This is a genomic window from Planosporangium flavigriseum (genome assembly GCF_011947225.1).
Classification (GTDB): Bacteria; Actinomycetota; Actinomycetes; order Mycobacteriales; family Micromonosporaceae; genus Planosporangium; species Planosporangium flavigriseum.
Window position 1 is genome coordinate 43,888 of record NZ_JAATVW010000017.1, and the last position, 22,987, is coordinate 66,874.

Below are 22,987 nucleotides of genomic sequence, written 5' to 3' on the forward strand. Positions count from 1 at the left end.
AGTGCGCGACGCCGTTGACGTCGGGCAAATTGTGGGCGACGAGATATTTCAGATCTCGTACCGGCAGCCCGGGCGGACGACTTCGACCGGCCCGGCGAACGCCGACGACGCGGCCTCGAACGTCTCCGACTCGCTGCCCCACGCGGTCACCAGATGGGTCAGCAGCAGCCGGCCGACGCCGGCCTTGGCCGCGTGCTCGCCCGCTTCCCGGCCGGTGAGGTGCAGGTCGGGAGGGTTGTCCATGCCGTCGAGGTAGCTCGCCTCGCACAGGAACGCGTCGGCGCCCTGCGCCAGGCGTACCAGCGACTCGCAGGGCGCGGTGTCGGCCGAGTACACGAGCACCCGCCCACCGTGCTCGATGCGGACGCCGTAGGTCTCGACCGGATGGTTGACCCGGTCGACGGTGACCTGGAACGGCCCGATCGGGAACGTGCCGGGCTGTAGCGCATAGAAGGAGTAGACGTCGTCGAGCGGCCCCTCGTCGGGTCCGCCGTACGCCGCGGCCAGCCGCTCCGGGGCGCCCGGCGGCGCGTAGACCGGGAGGGTCGGCAGCGGCCCGGTCGGCGCGTAGCGGCGTGCCACCACGTAGGCGCAGGCGTCGAAGATGTGATCGGCGTGCAGGTGCGACAGCAGGATGGCGTCGACGGTGTACAGGCCGGAGAAGCGCTGCAGCGCCGACAGCGAACCGGTGCCGAAGTCGATCAGCAGCCGGAACCCGTCCGCCTCGAGCAGGTAGGACGAGCAGGCCGACTCCGGGCCGGGAAAGCTGCCGGCACACCCAAGGACGGTCAGCCTCATGCCGCCGCCTCGACGGGAGCGGCACCGGTCAGGCCGACCTCGGGGCCGATGAAGCGGCGCGCCAGGCGGGCGAACCTCTCGGTGTCGCCGGTGGCCAGGAACCGGTGCTCCGGCAGCGGCGCGTCGTCGGGGCGCAGCAGGTCGAGTTCGGTCAGCACGCGGTAGACGTCCTTCGCCGTCTCGTCGGCGCTCGATACCAGCGTGACACCGTCGCCCATGACCAGCCCGAGCAGCCCGGCCAGCAGCGGGTAGTGGGTGCAGCCGAGCACCAGCGTGTCGACCTGGGCGCGCTGCAGCGGCTCCAGGTACCCGCTCGCCAGTCCGAGCAGCGCCCGGCCCGAGGTGACGCCGCGCTCGACGAAGTCGACGAACTGGGGGCAGGCGACGCCGTGCACCGTGACGTGCGGCGCAGCGGCGAACGCATCGTCGTACGCCCGGCTGTTGATCGTGGTCTTGGTGCCGATGACACCGATCTGTCCGTTACGGGTGGCGGCGACGGCCCGACGGACGGCGGGACCGATGACCTCGACCACGGGCACCGGGTAACGCTCGCGGGCGTCGTGCAGGCAGGCCGCGGAGGCGCTGTTACATGCGATCACCAGCATCTTGACGCCCTGCTCGACCAGATGGTCCAGGCACTGGAGCGCGAAACGGCGCACGTCAGCTATAGGCTTAGGGCCGTAAGGCACATTCGCTGTGTCTCCGACGTACAGGACCTGTTCGTGCGGCAACTGGTCGAGGATGGCGCGAGCCACGGTCAGACCGCCGACGCCTGAGTCAAAGATCCCGATGGGCGCGTCCGTCACGCAGCGCAGCCTACGCCGACGGACCCGTCTCTCTCTCAACATCACGCGCCACATGTCGCCAACGTGACACCCATGGTCACGGCTGACCAGTACCCATTACGCAAGGTCCATTTCACTGTGCAGTGAGTGAAAATACGCAGTCGGTACTTTTCGGGACATCAAGCCAAAACGAAGGACTCGATCGATGAGCGGCGAGTTCGCCACTCCCGTGGCGGTAAAGAGACACAGAGCCAGACCGGTACCGGTGCGGGCCAGGATCAACGCGGCCGTCGCACACCTGCGGTCCCGGTTACCTTCGCAAGAGGAGGCGCTCGACGCCCTCGCGCAACTACGGATGCCCGGCACGCCCGATCCGGACGTACGCATGCGCCAACTCCTCGGCATCTCCGCCTGGTCGGCGGTGCTCGGCGCCCTCGGCCTGATCATCGCAGCGCGCGTCGTGTTCGGGATCTTCACCGAGATGCCGCTCTGGTACTGGTTCCTGATATTCGCCATGGGCATCCCCGGGGTCGTGGCCACGTTCACCGCCTTCGCCACCCTCCACAAAGGCCGATTGCCCTGGAAGCTGATGCGGTTCGCCTCGGCGGCCGAGGTCCTCGCGCTCGTCGGCACCTACTTCTCTTAGCATCCATGAAACGTCCGAAGCCACGCCCCTCGCGGTGAGGTGCGTGGCTTCGACGTCTGTGCGGCGATCAGGCCCAGCGCGCGATCAGGCCCAGAGCTGGCCTTCGAGGGACTCCTCGGCCTCGCCGAGGGTGCCGGTGTAGGCGCCCGTCGACAGGTACTTCCACCCGGCGTCGGCGACGACGAACGCCACGTCCGCCCGCTTGCCCGCCTTGACCGCCTCGTGCGCCACGGCGAGGGCGGCGTGCAGCACCGCCCCGGTGGAGAAGCCGACGAACAGCCCCTCGACCTCGACGAGCTGCCGGGTGCGCAGGACCGCGTCCCGGGTGCCGACCGAGAACCGGCGGGTCAGCACCGTCGCGTCGTAAAGCTCGGGGACGTACCCCTCGTCGATGTTGCGCAGCCCGTACACCAGCTCGCCGTAGCGGGGCTCGGCCGCGATAATCTCGACGCCCTCGACCTTCTCGCGAAGGTATCGCCCGACGCCCATCAGCGTGCCCGTCGTGCCCAGCCCGCCCACGAAGTGGGTGATCGTGGGCAGGTCGCGCAGCAACTCCGGGCCGGTGGTCTCATAGTGCGCCCGGGCGTTGGCCTCGTTGCCGTACTGGAACAGCATCACCCAGTCGGGGTGCTCGGCGGCGATCTCCTTGGCCATGGCGACGGCCCGGTTCGAACCGCCGGCCGCCGGCGAGAAGATGATCTCCGCTCCGTACATGCGGAGCAGCGCCACCCGCTCGCTGGAGACGTTCTCCGGCATGACACAGACCAGCCGGTACCCGCGGAGCTTCGCCACCATGGCGAGCGCGATCCCGGTGTTGCCGCTCGTGGGCTCCAGGATCGTGTCACCGGGGCGCAGCTTTCCGGACTCCTCGGCGGCCCGCACCATCCACAGCGCGGGCCGGTCCTTGATGCTGCCGGTGGGGTTGCGGTCCTCCAGCTTCGCCCACAGCCGCACCTCCGGGCTGGGCGACAGCCGGGGCAGGCCGACCAGCGGGGTGTTGCCGCACGCGTCCAGCAGAGACTCGTAGCGAGCCATGGGACTAGGCCCAGATCGCGAGCGAGCCACCGGCGACGGCGGGCAGGATCGTCACGTTGTCGCCGTCGGCCAGCTTGGCGTCCAGGCCACCGATGAACCGGACGTCCTCGTCGTTGACGTAGATGTTGACGAACCGGTGCAGCGCGCCCTCGTCGGTGATCAGACGGCCACGGATGCCGGCGTGCCGGCTGTCCAGGTCGGAGAGCAGGTCGGTGAGCGTGTCACCGCTGCCCTCGACGGACTTGGCGCCGCCGGTGTACGAACGCAGGATCGTCGGAATGCGAACCTCGATGGCCATGACTTTCGATGCTCCTCATAAGTCGAACAGAAGGTGGTGGACAGCGGTGACTTCGGGTGGAATCGCGCGGCGTCAGCTGCCGGCAGGACACTCGTAGTCGACCTCCGCCGGGCTCTGTCCGAACATGTAGGACTGGACGGCGTGCTGGTCCACACCCGCGTTGACGACGCGCACCGGCTCCTCGGTCACGACCCCGTCCACGATCCGGTACGACCGGATCTCGGTGGTGTCCGGTTCCCGCGTGGAGACGAGCAGGTAGTGCGCTTCCGGAAGCTGCGCGATCCCGACATCCGTCCGCGACGGGTAGGCCTCGGTCGCGGTGTGCGAGTGGTAGATGACGACCGGCTCCTCGTCGCGGTCGTCCATCTCGCGCCACACCCGCAGCTGCTCCATCGAGTCGAAGCGGTAGAACGTCGGCGAGCGCTCGGCGTTGTCCATCGCGATGTGGCGGGTCGGCTGGTCCGAGCCGATCGGACCGGCCACGATCCCGCACGCCTCGTCCGGGTGGTCCCGGCGGGCGTGCGCAACGATCGCTTCCAGGATCGCGGCGTCGATGGTCAGCACGCGCCCTAGATTACCCAACTTCCTCCGGCACCCGGCAGGTGAGCGTCACCACGTGGGACGGCTCACCCGGTGAGCGCCTCGAGCAGGGACTCCTGCAGCTGACTCAAGTACGCATACACGGACAACTGCGCCACCCGTACCGAAATCGGATCGCGGGCCACGGCCTCGTCCAGCTCCTCGACCAGATCGGTGTCGTCGCGGATGCCCAGCTGTAGGCCCAGTGCGAGCCGGGCGTCGGTCAGCGCCCGCAGCCACGCCTCGGCCCCCTCGTCGTCGAGGCGCACCTCACCGCCCTCCGGCGGCACCGCGGCGAGCATCTCCCCCGCCTGGTCGAGCTTGGCCGCCTTGAGGTCGGCCTCGGTGTAGCGCCGCAGGTCGGCAGAGACGTCGGGATCGTCGCGGTACACGTCCGGGAACAGGCGCGCGACCACCGGGTCGGCATGGTCGAGCCGCTCCGACAGCAGCGTGACCATCTCGACCATCACCTGCTGGAGCACCGCCGCCTCGGCCTGGTCGAAGCGGCCGACGCAGACGTCACCTTCTCGCTTGAACATCAAGACTGGTCCACCGTCGCCCACAGCCCGTACGCGTGCAGTCGCGACGCGTCGTGCTCCATCCGCTCCCGCGCGCCGCTGGACACGATCGCCTTGCCCTTGTGGTGCACGTCCAGCATGAGCCGCTCGGCCTTCTCCTTGCTGTACCCGAAGAGCTTCTGGAAGACCCAGGTCACGTAGCTCATGAGGTTGACCGGGTCATTCCACACGATCGTCACGAAGGGCCGGTCCGTCGCCGGCACCTCCGCGATGTCGGGCGTTGCAACCGGTGTCACCTGTGGGGCCGCCATAGGGCCATTCTTACCCGTACCAGCCCGGATAGCGACAACCGCGTCTTGAGCCCCCTATGAGGTCAGGCCAGCAGCACCCCATGATCGACCGTGTCGGCGGCCACCACCGCGAGCGCTTCATGCAGGTACTCGAAGCGCTGGGCCAGCTCGCACCCGAGGTCGACTTCGAGGGTCCGCATCGTCTTCGCCAGCCAGCCGCGGCACCGGCTGCCGTCGACGTCGTGGCCGCGGGCCGAGTAGCAGGTGGCGCTCAGACCCACGCCGACCGGCGGCAGCAACTGGGCGTCGATCGGCCGCGGTTCGATGGCCGACAGGCTCGCGACGGCCCCACCGCCCGCCGAGACTGCGACGCCTCCGGTGGCCGTGACCAGCAGAGCCCGGTCCCACTCGGGCTCGCCGCGCTCGGCCGCTTCGACCGCGCGCCGGGCACCGCCCCGGACGCGCTCCACCGCGGCCCGGTCGGGCGGCACCTCCAGGATCTCGCCGAACACCTTCCGCATGATCTCGGTCGCGACCTCGTCGACGGCGCGGGTGAGCCGCACCGACAGCGCGTGCAACTCACGGTCGACCGCGTACGCGAGGCGCGCGCGGCCCTCCGGCGAGTCGGTCTCCCGTGCGCACCGGAGCTGGATCGCTTCGAGATCCATGGCCAGGTACCGGGCGGTGTTGATCCCGCCGGCGCGGATCTCCTGGTTGAGAAGTTCTGTCCAGTGCGCATCCGTGGCGCCGGCCGCGACGCGCGGCGCGGGCGCGGGCGCCGGCACGCCGGTCCGACCAGGTGCGCCGGCCTGCCGGGGCGACCGCTCCCCCGGCGCCGGTTCGGTGAGGCCGCGCCGCAGCGCGCCCAGGCTCAGCCCGGCGAGGCCGCGCGCCGCCTCCTCCACCGCCGCCGCGGGCGAGGCGTCGTCGGCGCCGCGCAGCGTGCTCACCGCGTACCACGGGGCGGTGGCCAGCCGCGGCGCGTGGTCGTGCACGAGCTTCTGGTTGGCCGACAGCACCGCCGGCCACTGCGGGCAGGAGTCAATCTTGGTCAGGACGAACGTCACGGGTACGCCGCGCTGCTCGACCTCGGCGAGGAAGTCCAACTGCGCGGATCCCAGGGCGGTCGAGGCCTCGGTCACGAAGAGCAGCCCACCGCCATGGTCGAGCGCGTCGAGGACGATCTCGGCGTACGCCTCGTCGAACCCGCCGGCGCCCGGCGTATCGACCAGGCTGACGTGCCGCAGCAGTTCCGCGGGGTGCAGTACCACCACGCGGCGCGGCGGGCGACCCGGGCCGCCGCGCGCGAACATGCCTGAGTCGCCCGCCCGCAACTGCTCCACGCTCAGCAGGCGCGGGGCCCGCCGACCCGGCACGTACGCGTACGCCCGCAGCTCCTCGCCGTGGCGGAAGTTCACGTACGCGGAGGTGGTCGGGAGATCGACGACCGGCCCGCCGGCCGGCCTCGACGTGGACGTACCCAACAGCGCGTTGGTCACGGAGCTCTTTCCGCACCGCGGCGCGCCCGCCACCACGATCATCGGAACATTCGCGGCGTCCGAAGGTGCCGACGGCGCGAGCCGACCGTCGGGTGACGTCGACTCGATCCGCCCGTTGAACGTCTCCGCCGGCCCGCTGGGCGCAGCCGCTCCGAGGGTCGCCATCGGCGTGCGAGGCACTGCCGACTTCATGCGCCGCCTCCCGTGTTCATGGCCGACCAACCCCGTGCCGGCCGGCACCGGAACGCTACGTGAACGGTCACTTACAGGGGCAGGAGAGACAGTACTCAAAGGACGGACGGTGCACTACTCAAAGTTTGTGACATACGAGGGTGCACACAGTAACGGGAACGTCTATATGCTGCGACCGTGCCTCCGTGGAGTTTCGTCGGGCGTGGCGAGGAGCTGACCCGACTGACCGAGGCGGCCGCAGGCGCCACTGGCCGTGGTCTGATTCTGGGTGGTGCCGCCGGCATCGGGAAGAGCCGGCTGCTCCGCGAGGGTGTCGTGGGCCTGGATGCCGAGCGCCTGTCGGTCTGGTCGACCACGGCCAATGCGGCCACCGCCGGACTCCCGCTGGGCGGCCTGTCCCAGGTACTGCCGGCCGACCAGCCGGCGCCCGCCTCGACCTCGGGCCTGCTGCGGTGGGCCGTGGACGCGCTGCGCCAGCAGGCCGCCGGGCGACCGATGGTGCTCGCGATCGACGACGCGCACCTGCTCGATCCACTGTCGGCGACCCTGGTCTACTACCTGGCCCGCAGCGAGCGCGCCACGGTCCTCGCGACGGTGCGCACCGGCGAGCCGGTCCCCGACCCGGTCCGAGCACTGTGGACGGATGATCTCGTCGAACGGGTCGAACTGGGCCCGCTGACCGAGCAGGAGGTCGCCGACCTGCTGACCCAGGTGCTCGGCGGGCCGGTGGACTCCGCGACGGTGGACCGGCTGAGGCAGCTGTCGCAGGGCAACGCGCTGCTGCTGCGCGAGCTGGTCCTCGCCGCCCGCGCCAGCGGAGACCTCGACGCCTCGTACGGCGTCTGGCGCTGGACCGGCCGCTTCGAGCTGGCGCCGACGCTGACCGAGGTGGTCGACTCGCGTATCGGCCAGCTCACCCCCGAGGTACGCGCCGTGCTCGAACTGGTCGCGTTCGGCGCGCCGATCGGGCTGCCGCTGCTGGTAGGGGCCACCGACGCGGCGGCCGTGGAGACCGCCGAGGAGCGCCAGCTGATCCGGGTGACCCGCGACGACCACCGGGTCGACGTGTGGCTCGCCCACCCGCTGTACGGAGAGATCGTGCGCCAGCGCTGCCCGGTCACCCGGTTCCGGCGACTGCTGGCCGACCTCGCCGACCTGTTCGAGGAGGCCGGCGCGCGTCGCGACGAGGATCTACTGCGGATCGCGGTCTGGCGGCTGGACAGCGACACCGTCCGCGACCCGCGCCAGCTGCTGGACGCGTCCCGGCTGGCCTTCACCGGCTACGACGTCCCGCTCGCGCTGCGCCTGGCGCGCGCCGCAATGACCACCAGCGCGGGCCTCGAGGCCGCCAAGACGCTCGGCACGCTGCTCATGCTGGTCGACCAGCCGCAAGAGGCGCTCAGCACCCTCGACTCGGTGGCCGACCTGATCACCGACGACGAGCAGCGCTGCCGGTGGCAGTGCACCCGGGCGGTCATCGCGTACTGGGGAATGTCCGACGAATCCGCACCCGAGCACCTGGCCAAGGACGGGCCGCTGCTCGCCGAGGGCTGCGCCCCGACGTGGGCACGGGCCATCGAGTCGCTCATGCGCCTGCACCACGGCGAGCACGAGACCGCGCTGGAGCTGGCCCGTAGCGTCCTCGACGGCCCCGACAGCGTCGCCGGGGCCCGGGCGCTCGCCGCCAGTACGGCCGCCCACCTGCAGGCCGCGCGGGGCGCCTTCGTGCAGACCATGCGATGCATGGCCGCGGTCGACACCGGCTCGCCGCAGTGGCGGGCGGAGGCGCCCGCGACCCAGCTCGCCGTCGAACTGGCCCGTGGCACCGCGATGATCCTCGCGGGCGACCTCGGCGCGGTGCAGACCATGGTGGCCGCCGAGTTCGCCGGCCTGGCCGACGCCGGCGAGTTCCGCCTCGGCTCCGGGTACGTCACGCTGGTCCGCGCGCAGGCCGCCCGGCTGCGCGGCCGGTTGCACGAGGCCGGCCGCCTCGCCGGGCAGGCCACCGCAATGCTGGCGACCAGCAATGTGTACGCCGCGCTGGCGAACGCGGAGCGGGCGCACGTGGCGGCGCTCTCCGGCGGCCACGCGCTCGCCGCCGAGGCGATGGCCCAGTCCGACGCGAGCCACCGGCCGACCATGAACATCCTGTACCCGTGGCTGGAGCAGGCGCGGGCGTGGGTCGCGATCTGCGCCGGCGACACCCGTACCGGCCTCGAGGTGCTTACCGAGCTGCTCGGCCGGCTGCGAGCCGACCGGTTCGCCGGGCACGAGCTGCACGCGCTGCACGACCTGGTCCGCCTCGGCCGCGCCGGCGAGGCCGTCGAGCGCCTGGCCGAACTGGCCGCCATGGTCGAGGGGCCGCTGGCGCCGGTCATGGCGTGGCACGCCCGCGCCGCGGCGGCGCGCGACGGCCATGGGCTACTCGCCGCGGCGGAGGCGTTCGCCAACCTCGGCCTGTCGCTGTACGCGGCGGAGGCCGCCGCCGCCGCGATCCCCGTCCTGCGTGCCGCCCGGGCCCCGCAGACCAGGGCGGCCACGGAGCTGCTGACCGCGCTCCTGGGCCGCTGTGAAGGGGTGAACAGCCCGACGCTCGCGGTGGCGCAGCCGGCGTTGACCACCCGGGAACGACAGATCGCCAAGCTCGCCGCGGCCGGCGTACCCAGCAAGGAGATCGCCGATCAGCTCTACCTGTCCGCGCGTACGGTCGACAACCACCTGCTGCGGGTGTACGCGAAGCTGGGCGTGGCCGGCCGGGCGGAGCTGAGCGGCGCTCTGCGGGCCCTGCCCACCGAAGATTGACGGATCCGGCGCCCCACTAGGCTGGTGACCCGTGAACTCGGATACGGCCCTGCACACCGATCATTACGAGCTGACGATGGTCGCGGCGGCGCTGCGCGACGGCAGCGCGGACCGCCACTGCGTGTTCGAGGTGTTCGCCCGCCGACTGCCGCTGGGCCGCCGTTACGGAGTGGTGGCCGGCACCGGCCGGATCATCGAGCAGTTGCGGAACTTCGTCTTCGACGCCGACGACATCGCGTTCCTGCTCGATCGCAAGGTGGTGGACGAGCGGACCGCCGACTGGCTGCGGGACTACCGGTTCCGCGGCGACATCGACGGGTACGCCGAGGGCGAGCTGTACTTCCCGAACTCCCCCATCCTCACCGTCAGCGGCACGTTCGCCGAGTGCGTGGTGCTGGAGACGTTCATCCTCTCCGTGCTCAACCACGACTGCGCCATCGCGGCGGCGGCCGCCCGGATGGTCACCGCCGCCCGGGGCCGACCGGTGATCGAGATGGGCTCCCGGCGTACTCACGAGGAGGCGGCGGTCGCTGCTGCCAGAGCCGCCTACCTCGCGGGCTTCGCCTCAACCTCCAACCTGGCGGCCGGCAAGCGGTACGGCATCCCCACCGCCGGGACGGCCGCGCACGCCTTCACGCTGCTGCACGACGACGAGAAGGCCGCGTTCGCCTCCCAGGTGAACACGTTCAGCAAGGACACCACGCTGCTGGTCGACACGTACGACATCAGCCAGGGCATCCGCAACGCGATCGCCGTCGCCGGCCCGGACCTGGGCGCCGTCCGCATCGACTCCGGTGACCTGTCGGTCCTGGCGCAGCAGTCCCGGAACCTGCTCGACGAGCTGGGTGCCGCCGATACCCGGATCGTCGTCTCCGGCGATCTCGACGAGTACTCGATCGCCGCGCTCGCCGCCGAGCCGGTCGACGCGTACGGCGCGGGTACCGCCGTCGTGATCGGCTCCGGCGCGCCGACCGCCCGGATGGTCTACAAGCTGGTCGAGGTGGACGGTAAGCCGGTGGTCAAGCGCTCGGAGAACAAGGCCACCGTGGGCGGGCGCAAGACCGCGGTACGCCGGCACAAGCCCACGGGTACGGCCGTCGAAGAGATCGTCGTGCCGCAGGGCACCCCGGAGCCGAAGCCGCACGACCGTCCGCTGCAGCGCCCGTACGTGCGCGGTGGGGAAATCGTGCCCGACCTGCCGACCTTGGCCGACTCCCGCGAACTGCTACGCCGTAACCTGATCTCCATCCCGTGGGAGGGCCTGAAGCTCTCCCAGGGCGACCCGGCCATCCCGGTGACCATGGAGCCAGGCCAGTAGACCGCGAAGGAGACGTCATGACCCGCGCCCTGATCATCGTCGACGTGCAGAACGACTTCTGCGAGGGCGGCTCGCTGGCCGTCGGCGGTGGCGCCGGGGTCGCGAGCGCGATCTCGTCCGCGCTCGCCGCGGGTGATGGGCGGTGGGACCACGTCGTCGCCACCCAGGACCACCACATCGACCCGGGCGATCACTTCGCCGACCGGCCCGACTACGTCAAGACCTGGCCGGCCCACTGCGTGGTGGGTACGGGCGGGCAGGAGTTCCACCCCAACCTGGAGACCGACCGCATCGAGGCGGTCTTCACGAAGGGTGAGCACGCCGCGGCGTACTCCGGCTTCGAGGGCGACGCCGGCGGGGTCGGCCTGGCGGCCTGGCTGCGGATGCGGGACGTGGACGCGGTCGACGTCGTCGGCATCGCGACGGACCACTGCGTACGCGCGACCGCGCTCGACGCGGCCCGGGAAGGCTTTGACACCACCGTTCTGCTCGACCTGACGGCCGGCGTGGCGCAGGCTACGGTCGACGACGCGCTGTCACAGCTGCGCGCGGCAGGGGTGACGCTGAAGGGTGAACCGGTCGTCCGGGCATGAGTAGCGACCTTTAGCCAATAAGTAAGCCACAGATATACGGAACGTAGCGCGGGCGAGCCTGGGTCCGCTACGCTGACCGCACCTCAGAGGCCACCGCTCGGTGGTTGGTACGCGGGAGGCGACGCAGTGAGCCTGTCGATCCAGACCCGCCGGCGGGGTGACCGGGAGACCGTCATCGCCCTGCACGGAGAGGTCGACTACGCCACGGCCCTTGATCTCCGGGCCACGATCTCCGCAACACTCAACGCCGGTGCCGTCGACAGAATCGTCGTCGACCTCGCCGGCGTGACGTTCCTGGACTCCACGGGCGTGGGAACGCTCGTGGTGGCCACGCGCATCTGCGCCGACCACTTGGTCGAGTTCCGGGTCTGCGACCCCAACCCCTTCATCGCCAGACTGTTGACGGTCATGGGAGTGGCCGAGATGCTCGGCATACCCGCGGCTCCCGGTCTGCCGCCACGCACCCTGCGGAGGCGGATCCTCTCCCCCGCCTCCCGGGTCGCCTGAGCGGCCCGCTCCACCCAGCCGTCCAACGCGAAACGCCCGCCCGGTCGACCCGGGCGGGCGTTTCACATGATCAGGCGACTACCGCTCGCCGGAGCGGTCCTCGGTGTAGCGAGCGCCGCCGTACTGCTCGGCGCTGCCCGGCAGCGCACCGCCCTCCGGCGGGTTCTGCAGCGAGTGGCCGGGCGCGTGCTCCGGGAACTTCAGGTCGAACGCGGGGCGCTCGGAGCGGATCCGCGGCATCCGGTCGAAGTTACGCAGCGGCGGCGGGCAGGACGTGGCCCACTCCAGCGAGGCGCCGTGGCCCCACGGGTCGTCGACCTCGACGACCTGGCCGGTCTTGTACGACTTCCACACGTTGTAGATGAACGGCAGCGTCGAGGCACCGAGGATGAAGGCACCGATCGTCGAGATCGTGTTCCACGTCGTGAAGCCGTCCGAGGCCAGGTAGTCGGCGTACCGGCGCGGCATGCCGCGGGTACCCAACCAGTGCTGGATCAGGAACGTCATGTGGAAGCCGATCGTGGTCAGCCAGAAGTGCACCTTGCCCCAGCGCTCGTCGAGCATCCGGCCGGTCATCTTCGGGAACCAGAAGTAGATGCCGGAGTACACGGCGAACACGATCGTGCCGAACAGCACGTAGTGGAAGTGCGCCACCACGAAGTACGTGTCGGAGACGTGGAAGTCGATCGGCGGAGCGGCCAGCAGCACGCCGGACAGACCACCGAAGAGGAACGTCACCAGGAAGCCGATCGCGAACAGCATCGGCGTCTCGAACGAGATCTGCCCGCGCCACATGGTGCCGATCCAGTTGAAGAACTTGATACCGGTCGGCACGGCGATGAGGAAGCTCAGGAACGAGAAGAACGGCAGCAGCACCTGGCCGGTCACGAACATGTGGTGCGCCCACACGCTCATCGACAGGGCGGCGATCGCGAGGGTGGCGCCGACCAGGCCCTTGTAACCGAAGACCGGCTTGCGGCTGAAGACCGGGATGACCTCGGTGATGATGCCGAAGAACGGCAGCGCCACGATGTACACCTCGGGGTGGCCGAAGAACCAGAACAGGTGCTGCCAGAGCATCGGGCCGCCGGTGGCCGGGTCGTAGACGTGCGCGCCGAGCTGCCGGTCGGCCAGCAGCGCCAGCAGCGCGGCGGCCAGGATCGGGAAGACCATCAGCACCAGCAGCATGGTGATGAGGATGTTCCAGGTGAAGATCGGCATCCGGAACATCGTCATGCCGGGGGCGCGCAGGGTCAGGATCGTGGTCATCAGGTTGACCGCGCCGAGGATCGTGCCGAGACCGGAGATCACCAGGCCGACGATCCACATGTCAGCGCCGACGCCCGGCGAGTGGATCGCGTTGGTCAGCGGCGCGTAGGCGAACCAGCCGAAGGAGGCCGCGCCGTCCGGGGTGATGAAGCCGGCGACGGAGAGGGTGCTGCCGAACAGGTAGAGCCAGTAGGCGAACGAGTTCAGCCGTGGGAACGAGACGTCCGGCGCGCCGATCTGGATCGGCACGATGTAGTTCGCGAACGCGAACACAACCGGCGTCGCGAAGAACAGCAGCATGATCGTGCCGTGCATCGTGAACAGCTGGTTGTACTGCTCGGTGGAGAAGATCTGAAGCCCGGGCTTCGCCAGCTCGGCCCGCATGGCCAGGGCGAGCGCGCCGCCGACCAGGAACCAGACGAAGGACGTGACCAGGTACATCAGCCCGATCTGCTTGGCGTCCGTCGTGCGCAGCAGCCGGGAGAACGCCGAGCCCTTGGCGGGTTGGTGGACCGGCCACGGCCGCGTCACTATCGGCTTCGGGGCGACGGTGGTCACGAATGGCCTCCTGTGCTGGTTACCAGCTGAATCTTGTGCGTCGGTAACGATCTGTGGCCGTACCAGTGGGCAGAATAGCCCGACTACCAGACGGTATCCGGTCGGGGTCCGGCGACAGGTGTCTAACGCCGCTTTGGTGGCGTGGGTAACCCGCCCGAGAAGATCACGATTTGGTAGTGATCCGCCCCGACTGGCCTGCCGTCGCATGATTCTCTCTCCGCACGATCCCGGTGATCGCGGGAGATGGCGATGCTGATCTCCAGCCACGACGAGGCGGTGATCGCGGCGGCCGACCGGGTGGTCGCGTGCCCTTCCCCTCGACATTTCCCCGTGACTACAGTGACGAACGCGCTACTGAGCGCACTGGGGGGTCGATTGCCGTGGAATTCGATCAGCTCGCCCGTTACCTGACCACCGGCCTCGTCCGGGTCGCGGTAGCGGCCCAGCACACCCGAGTCGAAGCCCTCGAACGCACCATCGCCCAGCAACAGGCGCTCCTCGCGCTCTCCCGCCGGCCGGGGACACACTCCCGGAACGCCCTCGCCGCCGAGCTCGGCATGCCGGTACCGGCCGCCCAGGCGGCCCTCTCGGGCCTGCACCGTGAAGGCCTGGTGACGATGGAGCCGAGCCCGCCGGATGACGTCCGGGTGGAGCTGACCGAGTGTGGGCGGGCCCACACCCCGGAGTTCCTCGAGTGGGCGGCCGCCGTGCTCACCGAGCTGTCCAAGCTCGGCGACGACGACCAGCGCCGGCTGCTGCAGGCGGTCACCGACCAGATCATCGGCGCGCAGCGGCGCGGCCAGATCCCGATCACCAAGATGTGCGTGACCTGCCGCCACTTCGAGCCGTACGCACACCCGGGCACGCCGGAGCCGCACCACTGCCACCTGGTCGACACCCCCTTGGGGTACCGCGAGCTGCGGCTGCGCGGCCCCCAGCACAGCCCTGCATGATCGCGGCGCGCCAGGGAACAGCGCCTCCCATGGCCGACACCCAGTCTCGACTGACGTGGTACACCACGCTGGACCGGCCGCGGTGGCGGCCTCCCCCGGCGGTCCTCGGCGCGGCCTGGACCCCGCTGTACGCGCTGACCATGGTCGCCGGCGCCCGCGTCCTCGACCGCACGGCCGGTGCGCAGCGGCGCCCGTTCGCCCGCGCGTACGCGGCCAGCCTCGTCCTCGGCGCCGCCTGGTCGGCGCTGTTCTTCGGCGCGCGGTCACCGCGGCTCGCGCTGGCCGACGCCGTGGTCCTCAACGCCGCCAACGTCAGCCTGTTGCGCCACGCCTGGCGCGCCGACCGGCTCGCCGCCGTGGAACTCCTGCCCTACGTCGGCTGGATGGCTGCCATGACCGCCGTCACGGCTGCGGTAGCAACGCGATAGGCGTCTGGTAGCCCGTGCGTTCATCGTCAACTCGTGGTCGTGACGCCGGCCGCACCCTGTTCGTCAAGCGTTCGGCATGGTTTGCTGACCAGCGATGGCGTGGGATACGGACCTGATCATCGTGGGCGGCGGCCCGGCGGGCTGCGCGGCCGCCGTCATGGCGTCCAGCCTGGGCCTGCGCTGCGTGCTCGTCGAGCCGGTCACGCTGTGCCACAAGCTCCGCCACATCCCGTCGACCACGAACGTGCTGGGCGGCTTCGCCAGCGGCGGCAAACTGGCCGGGCGCATCACCGCGGACGTGGCCCGGGCCGCGCGCTGCCAGGTACGACTCGGACGCGCCGCCGCGGGCGTGCGCACGTTCGACGACCACGTACGGGTCGACCTCGACGACGGCGAAACCCTGCACGCGCCGTACGCGGTGGTCGCGACCGGGGTACGGCCCCAGGCCACGGCCGAGGTCGACTGGATCGACCAGGACGGCGAGCTGACCGCCAAGCCACTGTGGGAAGCCGATCCCCTACCCGGCGCGCAGGTCCTCGTGCTCGGCGTCGACCGGCCGCTGGGCACGCTGCTGCGCAGCCACCCGGACGTGGACATGCGCCTGGTCGTGCTCTACTCGGCGGCCGAGCAGTACAAGGCCGACGAGGTCCGTGATGATCCGCGGGTGGCCCTGCTGCCGACCGCACACCTCGAACTGCGCCACGGCACCGACGGCCTGCTCCGCCTGCGCGCCGTCGACGACACCGGCGAGGAGCGCAACTTCGCCGTCGACAACCTGTACCTCAACCTGGGCAGCCACCCGGTCGTGCCCGCCGGGGACGTGCGCGCCGACGCGTCGGGCTACTGCCCTCCCGGCATCCAGCACCCCCGGATCCTGGTCGCGGGCGACCTGCGCAGCGCGCGGTACCAGCGGATCCTCACCGCGTACGGATCAGGCGCGGAGGCGGCCCTGACGGCGTACTACGCCCGCAACGACGTGCCCCACGAACGACCGAGCACAGTGGACGACACGCGGGCATGATTGAGCGATGAGCCGGATCGACGGAGTCGTTTTCGACGTCAACGAAACCCTGTTCTCCCTCGACCGGCTGCGGGAGGCGTTCGCCGACGTCGACCTGGACCCCGGGCTGGTGCCGCTGTGGTTTGCCGGGGTGCTGCGCGACGGGTTCGCCCTGACCGTGCTCGACTGCTTCACCCCGTTCACCGCCGTGGCCGCGGACAACCTGCGCGCCCTCGACGCGCGCGTGGACAACCGGGCCGTCGCCACCGTGCTCGCGGCGTTCCGTGAGCTCACGCCGCACGACGACGTCGAGCCGGCGCTGTACCGGCTACACGAAGCCGGTATCCCGGCGGCCACGCTCAGCAACGGCAGCGCCGAGGGCGTACAGGCGCTCCTCGACCGGGCCGGCCTGACCCGATACGTGTCGCGGAATCTGTCCATCGACGCCGTACGCCGCTGGAAGCCCGCCCCGGAGCCCTACCGGTACGCGGCCACCGAACTCGGCGTCGAACCGCAGCGGCTGGCGCTGGTGGCGGTGCATCCGTGGGACTGCGCGGGCGCGGCGGCGGCCGGCCTGACGGCGGGCTGGGTACGGCGTTCGCAGCCGCACTGGCCTGCGATGTTCCCGACGCCCGCGGTGACGGGTGCGGATCTGACCGCGGTCGTCGCGGCCCTACTAGCCGATTAGTCCTCATCAACCGGCGTTTAGCAGGACCGGTACTGGCAAGTGCTGTGCTGGCGCCATCCCGGCGGGTCTGACCGGCACGCGGTCGATGCCGCCATCGCCGACGGCTGTTCGCACGTGTGTTGTCCCTGCTGGCTGTGCCCGGCTGGCCATTGACGTGGCCGGCTGGATGGTGGTGCGCCCGGTGTGCGCGGGCTACCCCATGCCATCGATGAGGAGACCAGCGATGCCGGTACCCGCGCACCACCGCGCGGCGCTCACCCGCGCCGCGCGTAGCTCAATCCCGTTAATGGTCGTATTCGTCCTGGTCGCCGGTGCGATGATCCCGGGCGCCGCGGTCGAACAGCGTCCGCGAGTCCACAGATACGCGGCCTTCCCCGCCGGCCCGAAACCCGATCCCCCGGCGTCAGCCGCCGGCGGTACTGCCGGTATGGAGCTGAACCCCCTCATAACGACACTGTCCCCATCCCCCTCGGGCAGCCCCGTCGTCAGCTCGGTACCGGCAGTACCGCCGATCCCCCCTGTATCAACCATCCCCACTCAAACGGCCCCGCCCGCGACCACGGTCCCCGCCCTGGTGCCCGTCGCGGCACCCGCTCGACCGTCGCCACGCGACATCGCCGTCGCCTACGCCCTGGACCAGCTCGGCAAGCCGTACGTGTACGGCGCCGCCGGCCCCAAGGCCTTCGACTGCTCCGGCCTGGTCATGCGCGCGTGGGAGGCGGCGGGCGTGTTGCTGCCGCACAGCACGTACGCGATGGCCAAGCTGGGCAGCCGCGTCACCCGGGACCAACTTCTCCCCGGTGACCTGGTGTTTCTCTACAACTACGGGCACGTCCAGCTCTATATCGGAGCCGGAAGGACCGTCGAAGCCCCGAACACCGGCGCCGTCGTACGCACCGGCCCGCTGCCCTGGCAGGTCAACGCCTACGTACGGGTCAGCGACGCCTAGGTCGATCGCGCCGGTCGCTCCGCTCATGGCACGGGTCTTACCCGGCAGAGATTGATAGAAACCCTATTTAACGAAAGTCTCATGAAGACGGTCGGATCCAGTCTGCGACGACCCGGTTACACCCCGCGCTTCGCCGCGGGGTTGCCGCGCGGGTGCGCCCCGGAGGGCATTGCCAAGGACAGACCGGAGTGATTTCCGTCACTTTCAATCCACGTCGTGGGCCGCCCGCCATTGTCGGGGGTGCATCGTAAGCTCCGGGTCGCGACCGACGAGTTCGGCGGCGCGGAGCACCACGGAGACAGTGTGAGAAAGAGACGTATCAGCCTGCTCGATATCGGTCTGGACTCCAACTTCGACGCGGCCATGTCCTTCATCCAGTCGACGCTGTCGAACATCAACATCCACTACGGCGAGCCCGTGGTCGACATCGACTTCGTCCGCACCCGTGACCCGGAGACCGTTCTCACCGCCTTCACCGCCTCGTGTGACGTGCTGCACGTCATGGCGCACGGTGACTACGTCGCCGCCTCCCCGACGTTCAGCAGCAGCGACGAGAAGACCAACATCTCGCTCGAACAGTTAGGCGAGGCCGCCGCCGAGCGCGGCCGGGGCATCTCGACCGGCGCGATCCTCGCCGACGGCTGCAAGACCGGCACCGGCGCGTGGCAGAAGGCGGTCAGCGACTGCCTGCACGGGGACGTCACCTACATCGGCACCTCAGCCCAGGTCGGCTGGTACGAGAGCACGGTGTTCTGCTCGGCGTTCTACAGTGCGCTCCTGCGCAACAAGGGCAAGGGAATCACCCCTGCCGAGCAGGCCCAGGACGCGGCCAAGCGGGCGCAGGAGGCGTACACGATGCTGACCGACCGCAGCTGCCCGTACAAGGTCATGACCTTGAGCCCGAGCCGCTGGGCGAAGCGGGCGTTCGGCCTGGCTGTCTGACTACGGTTGGTCGGGATTCCCGGAGCCCTGACCGATTCCGCGCAGCCAGCGGCGCACCGCGAGGCTCGCGCGTACGTCGTCTTCGTTGTACGCCAACAGTCGCGCCGCCGCCGCGGCGTCGCCGTGGACCGCCTGCTCGTACCAGATCTGGGACTGCCGGCCGCCCGGGTCCTCGTCGCGCCAGGAGAAGCCGGCGCCGTGGTAGGCGACGACCTTCAGCCCGTGGCCGTAGCGGCTGTCGATCGAATCGCGCACGTACGGCAGGAGGTCGACCCAGGAGTCCAGGATCCAGTCCTCCTCGCTGAGAATGCGGCGGGCGTGGGTACGTTCGGCGTGGGAGTAATGGAAGACGAGCAGGCTGCGCCCCTGCTCCCGGGCGCTTGTGACGATGTCGCGCAGCCACGCCAGGCAGCGCCGGGCCAGGTCCGCTTCGACGGCCGCCGGGTCGAAGAAGCTGACGTACCGGGAATCATCTTCGCTGGTGAGAAGGGCGCCCCACAGGTACACCTGGTTGTCGGCGCTCCACTCGATGTCCAGGTCGATCTCGATGTCGGCTTTCGGTAGGTCGATCGTCGTTTCTGGCTTGACGCGCAGAACGGCGTCGTCGCGGGCGAGCTGGGCGGAGATGATCGCCTGGCGGAGCCGGGAGGCCCTTCTGGTCAGGTGTGCGGTGTCCTGGAGGTAGCCGTCCGTAAGCAGGTCTTCAGCGCTTTTCGCGGCCAACTGCTCGATGGTGCCGATCCCGGCGTCGCGGAGCGCGGCGTACTCGCGGACGCTCAGCGCGCCACGCAGCCCACCGCTCAGGTCGCTAGCGGGCAACATGTCCACGCAAACACTGGCCCAGACGCACTCGTCGCACTCCTGCTGGCCGATGGGAACGACGAGAGGCTCGGGGTCGTCCACACTCCCCTTTCTTTGGACCGCTGCTTTCGCCACGTCCAGCCGGAAGCCGTGCTCGTGGTCGTACCGTTCCAGGGCGCTCCGTTTCACCGCCCCCTGGCTGCGGGAGAAGGTGCGGAACAGCGGCTCGGTGAGGTCGTACCAGGCCAGCAGCGGATCCTCGGACTGGTCGTTGCCGCAGATCGCGCCGTACGGGCTCTCCGCCTGGTATCCGCACACCTCGAGCATCCGCCAGAAGTGGGCAAGCTGGAGCAGATCGGGCTCGCGGTAGCGCAGCCCATGGTCTGACAGCGCCGTCGCGTTCGCAAGGGCCGGGGCGTGCAGGCAGGTGACGAGCCCGCCGGTCTCACGCTTGTCGAGTACGAAGTGAGCCTTCACGTCCGCCGGGTGGTACCCGGGGCCGTCGGTTTCCCGGAGCAGGATGTCGGGCTTGCCGGTCCGGCCGCCATCGGGGTCGTCGGGCAGCCGGCCACCGAGAATGACCGGTACCCCGTACTCCATCGCGCGCAGCGTCGCGTCAATGTGCTCATACTTGTCGTGGTCGTAGTCGCGGAGGTCTACCAGGCCGTCGTTATCGAGGCCGATCCACTGGGCGAAGACGTCGTTTTCGAAATCTCTCCCCAGGTCGAACAACCGCTGCAGCTCCGGTGACACCTCGACCTCGGGCCGGGGCACGGTGATGTCGTACTCGTTGTGGGTCGCCCGTGGGCAGGTCTTCGCCGCGTACCCGCCCAGCAGCACCAACCGCGTCTCACCCCTCACACGCATCTTTTCGGCGCGTCAGGCGTCCGCTTTAGGCCGTTTTCGTGTCAGGCTGCATCGTCATGCTTTCGGGTTAGGAGCAGCGCAGGGTGAACCTGGACGAGGTACGGGTGCTTGCGACCGAATTGATGGCTCAGCACGGGCTCAAGGGTTGGCGCCTGGTGTTCGACAACGCGAAGAGCCGGGCCGGGGTGTGCAGGTCAGACTGCAGAGAAATCGGCTTATCGCGGGTTTTGATGAGCCTCTACTCCGAGGCTGAGGTACGCGACACCGTGCTGCATGAGATCGCGCACGCTCTGGTCGGCGCGGGGCATGGGCACGACAAGGTCTGGCGGGCGACGGCGTTACGTATCGGCTGCTCCGGTGCCCGTTGTGTGTCTTCGGAATCGCCGACGGCCGAGGGCGCCTGGGTCGGGGTCTGCCCGGCCGGTCATCGCAGCACGCTCCACCGCCGGCCCATCCGGGTCAAGTCGTGCCACCGCTGCTCTCCGGTGTTCGACGCGGCTGCGATTTTTGAATGGAGGTATCGCGGCCAGGCGGTTGCGATGCACCCCAAATACGTCGCCGAGTTGGCGCGGATCCAGGGGCGTTCTCCGTCCCTTGTCCTGCTGCCGGCGGTGACGCTGCGGGTGGGCGATCCGGTGCGGTTGACGGGTGGCGGGAAGTACGGCGGGTTGGTCGGGACGATCGCGAAGCGCGGGCGGAGCAGGTATCAGGTGAAGACCCGGGTCGGGATGCTGAGCGCGCCCTTCGGGATCGTGGAGCCGATCTCGCAGCTACCGTGACACCGATCGCGGTCACTTCGCCGCCAATTCCAGGACGACCTTCACGTCGTCGGGGCGTTTGTCGAACGCGTCGAGGAAGTCGGCCAGCGGCATCCGACGGGTGATCAGACGCGACAGCCATCTCTTATCGGCGGCTGCCAGCGCAACCGTCGCCGCCTGGTAGTGGCGCCGGTTGGCGTTGACCGAGCCGAAGATGACATCGTTCTCCAGCACCGAGGTGCGCGAGATCTCGCCGATGTCGAGCGGGATCCGGGTACCGCCCGAGGACACCCCGGTCAGGCAGACGACGCTGTTGTGCGCGCTGCACGTCATCGCGTCCACAATCACCGACGGTACGCCCGAACATTCGACGATGATGTCCGCTTCGACGCCGCTGTCCGGGAGGGTTTCGGAGTGGTAGGCCGCACCGAGTTGTTCCACCAGTTCGGGTTTCAGTCCGGTCTTGACGATGTCGAAGACGTGGGTGTTCAGTCCCCGCTGCACGCTGAGCAGGGCGGCTAGGAGTCCGACCGGGCCGGCGCCGGTGATGGCCGCCGTCTCGGGTTGCCAGAAGGCTCGGCGGCCGATGCGGTCGATCTGTTCCCACGCCTTGGCGACGATCGTGGTCGGCTCCAGCAGCGCGCCCACGTCGGCCAGGTCGGGATCCAGCCGGACCATCGCGTCCGGCTCGGCACGCCAGCGCTCCCGGGCGAAGCCGTGCAGTGCCTTGATGCCGTGCTCGGTGTACCGGCCGTTGCGGCACATGTCCCACTCCCCCACCGCGCAGGCGGGGCAGGGTACGGGGTCGGGCCGGCGGACGATCCCGACAACGAGGTCCCCTGGTTTGAGGTTGCTGTCTTTGGGCGCCTCGATGATGCGGCCGAGGTTCTCGTGGCCAAGGACGAGCAGGTCTTCGCCTGGAGGGGCTTCGCCGTACTCGCCGGCCACGATCTCCTCGTCGGTGCCGCAGAGGCCGACCTGGAGGCTTTCGACCAGGACCCGGCCGTCGGTCGGGGGCGGGTCGTCGAGGTCGGTGAGGGCGAGTGACTTGGGCGTTCCGGGTCGGACGGTGAGCGCACGCATCTGTCCCCCTCGGGCTGGCGGCCTCTGCCACTCCATACCCCTACGGAACCGCTGCGTACCGGCCAGTCGCAGACAGCCGCCCGATGAGCGCAGCCCAGGCCAAGGACCCGAGGTGGAGGCGGTCGTTACGGAGCACAGGCAGCATCGTCAGCTCGCCGAGGACGGTTGCCGCCTTGTCGTCGGCCGCGGCCCTGTCGCCGAGCTCGAAGACGGCCTTGCCGCGGTTCGGGCCACCCGCACGGACGACCTCCGCCAACTCGGTGTTGCTCATCTCCTGGACCGGCGGTTCAGGACGTCGCTTCTCGCCTAGCCGAAGTACACGTGTGCCGTCTGCGGTACTTGCCTGGTCTTCAGAAATGCCTTGAGGGTGGCGGCAGTAACCCTGGTAAAGGCACCTCGGTCAATTCCAGCCGCGTCGCCGGTCGCGTTGCCGCTGTCCGCGTGCAGCACGAGGTCACCGATAGCATCACCGTTGCCATCACATGGCCAGACCGTCGGTTTCAGGGTCTCCAAGAGGACGAAGCCGGTGCCGCCTTCGCCTCCATCGGCTTCCCAGCGATACATGACACCACGCGGCAGCTGCGCCTGCGCCCAAATACCGATTGACCAGTTCACCGCGTTCCCTCGTTCAGCATTGTCATGGGGCCGCCCGATAGCCCCCAGCCGCCGCCTCTCAACGTGAATGGGTTGAGCAGCCTCAACAGGTCGGGTGGAGCGAACCGCAGTAGATATCAACTTGCGAACATCGCGCCCTGCGGGAACTCGCCCCGCTCTCGCCATGCCTTCCTAATCTTGGCTGCGATCATTCCGGCCGCTGGGTCGAAGTTGCCA

Annotated in this window: 25 protein-coding genes; 12 read left to right on the forward strand and 13 right to left on the reverse strand. The window is 69.7% G+C overall.

Annotated features, from left to right (window positions below; all coding sequences use genetic code 11):
- Nucleotides 1-48 precede the first annotated feature (48 nt).
- Together HC028_RS20970 and murI are read right to left on the reverse strand one after the other, a co-directional pair.
- A complete protein-coding gene (locus HC028_RS20970) occupies nucleotides 49-798 on the reverse strand; it encodes an MBL fold metallo-hydrolase (RefSeq protein ID WP_168079094.1) in 750 nt (249 codons plus the stop codon).
- On the reverse strand, nucleotides 795-1,604 hold the full coding sequence (gene murI, locus HC028_RS20975) for a glutamate racemase (protein ID WP_168079095.1): 810 nt from the start codon (nucleotides 1,602-1,604) through the stop codon (nucleotides 795-797). Before murI ends, HC028_RS20970 begins: the two co-directional genes overlap by 4 nt.
- 184 nt (nucleotides 1,605-1,788) lie before the next feature.
- On the opposite strand from murI, the gene HC028_RS20980 reads away from it, so the two are divergent.
- Nucleotides 1,789-2,229, forward strand: a complete 441-nt coding sequence (locus HC028_RS20980) for a hypothetical protein (RefSeq protein WP_168079096.1) — start codon at nucleotides 1,789-1,791, stop codon at nucleotides 2,227-2,229.
- An 84-nt stretch (nucleotides 2,230-2,313) separates the two neighbouring features.
- On the opposite strand, the gene HC028_RS20985 is transcribed toward HC028_RS20980, so the two are convergent.
- From HC028_RS20985 to HC028_RS21010, 6 genes are all read right to left on the reverse strand, one after another.
- Nucleotides 2,314-3,264 (reverse strand): PLP-dependent cysteine synthase family protein, encoded by a 951-nt coding sequence (locus HC028_RS20985; protein WP_168079097.1) that lies wholly within the window; start codon nucleotides 3,262-3,264, stop codon nucleotides 2,314-2,316.
- A gap of 4 nt (nucleotides 3,265-3,268) precedes the next feature.
- On the reverse strand, nucleotides 3,269-3,562 hold the full coding sequence (locus tag HC028_RS20990) for a MoaD family protein (RefSeq protein ID WP_168079098.1): 294 nt from the start codon (nucleotides 3,560-3,562) through the stop codon (nucleotides 3,269-3,271).
- Nucleotides 3,563-3,634: 72 nt separating this feature from the next.
- Complete coding sequence (locus HC028_RS20995; protein ID WP_168079099.1) at nucleotides 3,635-4,126, reverse strand: M67 family metallopeptidase; 492 nt, start codon at nucleotides 4,124-4,126, stop codon at nucleotides 3,635-3,637.
- 62 nt (nucleotides 4,127-4,188) lie between these two features.
- The gene (locus tag HC028_RS21000) at nucleotides 4,189-4,680 is read right to left on the reverse strand and encodes a DUF2017 domain-containing protein (protein ID WP_168079100.1); all 492 of its coding nucleotides are present in this window, start codon (nucleotides 4,678-4,680) and stop codon (nucleotides 4,189-4,191) included.
- On the reverse strand, nucleotides 4,680-4,970 hold the full coding sequence (clpS, locus tag HC028_RS21005; RefSeq protein WP_168079101.1) for an ATP-dependent Clp protease adapter ClpS: 291 nt from the start codon (nucleotides 4,968-4,970) through the stop codon (nucleotides 4,680-4,682). The genes HC028_RS21000 and clpS overlap by 1 nt, the downstream gene beginning before the upstream one ends.
- Nucleotides 4,971-5,032: 62 nt before the next feature.
- Nucleotides 5,033-6,640, reverse strand: a complete 1,608-nt coding sequence (locus HC028_RS21010; RefSeq protein ID WP_168079102.1) for a dynamin family protein — start codon at nucleotides 6,638-6,640, stop codon at nucleotides 5,033-5,035.
- 177 nt (nucleotides 6,641-6,817) lie between these two features.
- Between HC028_RS21010 and HC028_RS21015 the strand changes: the two genes are divergently transcribed.
- The 4 genes from HC028_RS21015 to HC028_RS21030 all read left to right on the forward strand — a co-directional run bounded on the left by HC028_RS21015 (nucleotide 6,818) and on the right by HC028_RS21030 (nucleotide 11,860).
- A complete protein-coding gene (locus HC028_RS21015) occupies nucleotides 6,818-9,442 on the forward strand; it encodes a LuxR C-terminal-related transcriptional regulator (RefSeq protein WP_168079103.1) in 2,625 nt (874 codons plus the stop codon).
- Between the two features lie 31 nt (nucleotides 9,443-9,473).
- A complete protein-coding gene (locus HC028_RS21020) occupies nucleotides 9,474-10,760 on the forward strand; it encodes a nicotinate phosphoribosyltransferase (RefSeq protein ID WP_168079104.1) in 1,287 nt (428 codons plus the stop codon).
- Nucleotides 10,761-10,777: 17 nt separating this feature from the next.
- Nucleotides 10,778-11,353 (forward strand): isochorismatase family protein, encoded by a 576-nt coding sequence (locus HC028_RS21025; protein WP_168079105.1) that lies wholly within the window; start codon nucleotides 10,778-10,780, stop codon nucleotides 11,351-11,353.
- Nucleotides 11,354-11,479: 126 nt separating this feature from the next.
- Nucleotides 11,480-11,860: an STAS domain-containing protein gene (locus HC028_RS21030; RefSeq protein WP_168079106.1), complete on the forward strand. Its 381-nt coding sequence runs from the start codon at nucleotides 11,480-11,482 to the stop codon at nucleotides 11,858-11,860.
- Nucleotides 11,861-11,938: 78 nt separating this feature from the next.
- Here the strand turns inward: HC028_RS21030 and ctaD are convergent, their stop codons facing one another.
- Nucleotides 11,939-13,687: an aa3-type cytochrome oxidase subunit I gene (gene ctaD / locus HC028_RS21035; protein ID WP_168079107.1), complete on the reverse strand. Its 1,749-nt coding sequence runs from the start codon at nucleotides 13,685-13,687 to the stop codon at nucleotides 11,939-11,941.
- 380 nt (nucleotides 13,688-14,067) lie between these two features.
- On the opposite strand from ctaD, the gene HC028_RS21040 reads away from it, so the two are divergent.
- The 6 genes from HC028_RS21040 to HC028_RS21065 all read left to right on the forward strand — a co-directional run bounded on the left by HC028_RS21040 (nucleotide 14,068) and on the right by HC028_RS21065 (nucleotide 18,647).
- Complete coding sequence (locus HC028_RS21040) at nucleotides 14,068-14,640, forward strand: MarR family winged helix-turn-helix transcriptional regulator (RefSeq protein WP_168079108.1); 573 nt, start codon at nucleotides 14,068-14,070, stop codon at nucleotides 14,638-14,640.
- Nucleotides 14,637-15,068, forward strand: coding sequence for a TspO/MBR family protein (locus HC028_RS21045; protein WP_338091289.1), 432 nt, complete (start codon nucleotides 14,637-14,639; stop codon nucleotides 15,066-15,068). The genes HC028_RS21040 and HC028_RS21045 overlap by 4 nt, the downstream gene beginning before the upstream one ends.
- Before the next feature lie 94 nt (nucleotides 15,069-15,162).
- On the forward strand, nucleotides 15,163-16,089 hold the full coding sequence (locus tag HC028_RS21050; RefSeq protein WP_168079110.1) for an FAD-dependent oxidoreductase: 927 nt from the start codon (nucleotides 15,163-15,165) through the stop codon (nucleotides 16,087-16,089).
- Between the two features lie 7 nt (nucleotides 16,090-16,096).
- The gene (locus tag HC028_RS21055) at nucleotides 16,097-16,756 is read left to right on the forward strand and encodes a haloacid dehalogenase type II (protein WP_168079111.1); all 660 of its coding nucleotides are present in this window, start codon (nucleotides 16,097-16,099) and stop codon (nucleotides 16,754-16,756) included.
- Nucleotides 16,757-17,330: 574 nt separating this feature from the next.
- The gene (locus HC028_RS28230) at nucleotides 17,331-17,705 is read left to right on the forward strand and encodes a C40 family peptidase (RefSeq protein ID WP_168079112.1); all 375 of its coding nucleotides are present in this window, start codon (nucleotides 17,331-17,333) and stop codon (nucleotides 17,703-17,705) included.
- A 303-nt stretch (nucleotides 17,706-18,008) separates the two neighbouring features.
- Nucleotides 18,009-18,647, forward strand: a complete 639-nt coding sequence (locus tag HC028_RS21065; protein WP_239075463.1) for a hypothetical protein — start codon at nucleotides 18,009-18,011, stop codon at nucleotides 18,645-18,647.
- Here HC028_RS21065 and HC028_RS21070 read toward each other — a convergent pair whose 3' ends face one another.
- Nucleotides 18,648-20,309 (reverse strand): TM0106 family RecB-like putative nuclease, encoded by a 1,662-nt coding sequence (locus HC028_RS21070; RefSeq protein WP_168079113.1) that lies wholly within the window; start codon nucleotides 20,307-20,309, stop codon nucleotides 18,648-18,650.
- Nucleotides 20,310-20,437: 128 nt separating this feature from the next.
- Here HC028_RS21070 and HC028_RS21075 point away from each other — a divergent pair, with 128 nt between their 5' ends.
- On the forward strand, nucleotides 20,438-21,094 hold the full coding sequence (locus tag HC028_RS21075; RefSeq protein WP_168079165.1) for a SprT-like domain-containing protein: 657 nt from the start codon (nucleotides 20,438-20,440) through the stop codon (nucleotides 21,092-21,094).
- A 12-nt stretch (nucleotides 21,095-21,106) separates the two neighbouring features.
- Here HC028_RS21075 and HC028_RS21080 read toward each other — a convergent pair whose 3' ends face one another.
- The 3 genes from HC028_RS21080 to HC028_RS21090 are packed head-to-tail and all read right to left on the reverse strand — an operon-like array spanning nucleotide 21,107 to nucleotide 22,771.
- The gene (locus tag HC028_RS21080; protein WP_168079114.1) at nucleotides 21,107-22,156 is read right to left on the reverse strand and encodes a glucose 1-dehydrogenase; all 1,050 of its coding nucleotides are present in this window, start codon (nucleotides 22,154-22,156) and stop codon (nucleotides 21,107-21,109) included.
- Between the two features lie 40 nt (nucleotides 22,157-22,196).
- Complete coding sequence (locus tag HC028_RS21085) at nucleotides 22,197-22,427, reverse strand: hypothetical protein (protein ID WP_168079115.1); 231 nt, start codon at nucleotides 22,425-22,427, stop codon at nucleotides 22,197-22,199.
- A gap of 35 nt (nucleotides 22,428-22,462) precedes the next feature.
- Nucleotides 22,463-22,771, reverse strand: coding sequence for a hypothetical protein (locus tag HC028_RS21090; RefSeq protein ID WP_168079116.1), 309 nt, complete (start codon nucleotides 22,769-22,771; stop codon nucleotides 22,463-22,465).
- Nucleotides 22,772-22,987 lie beyond the last annotated feature (216 nt).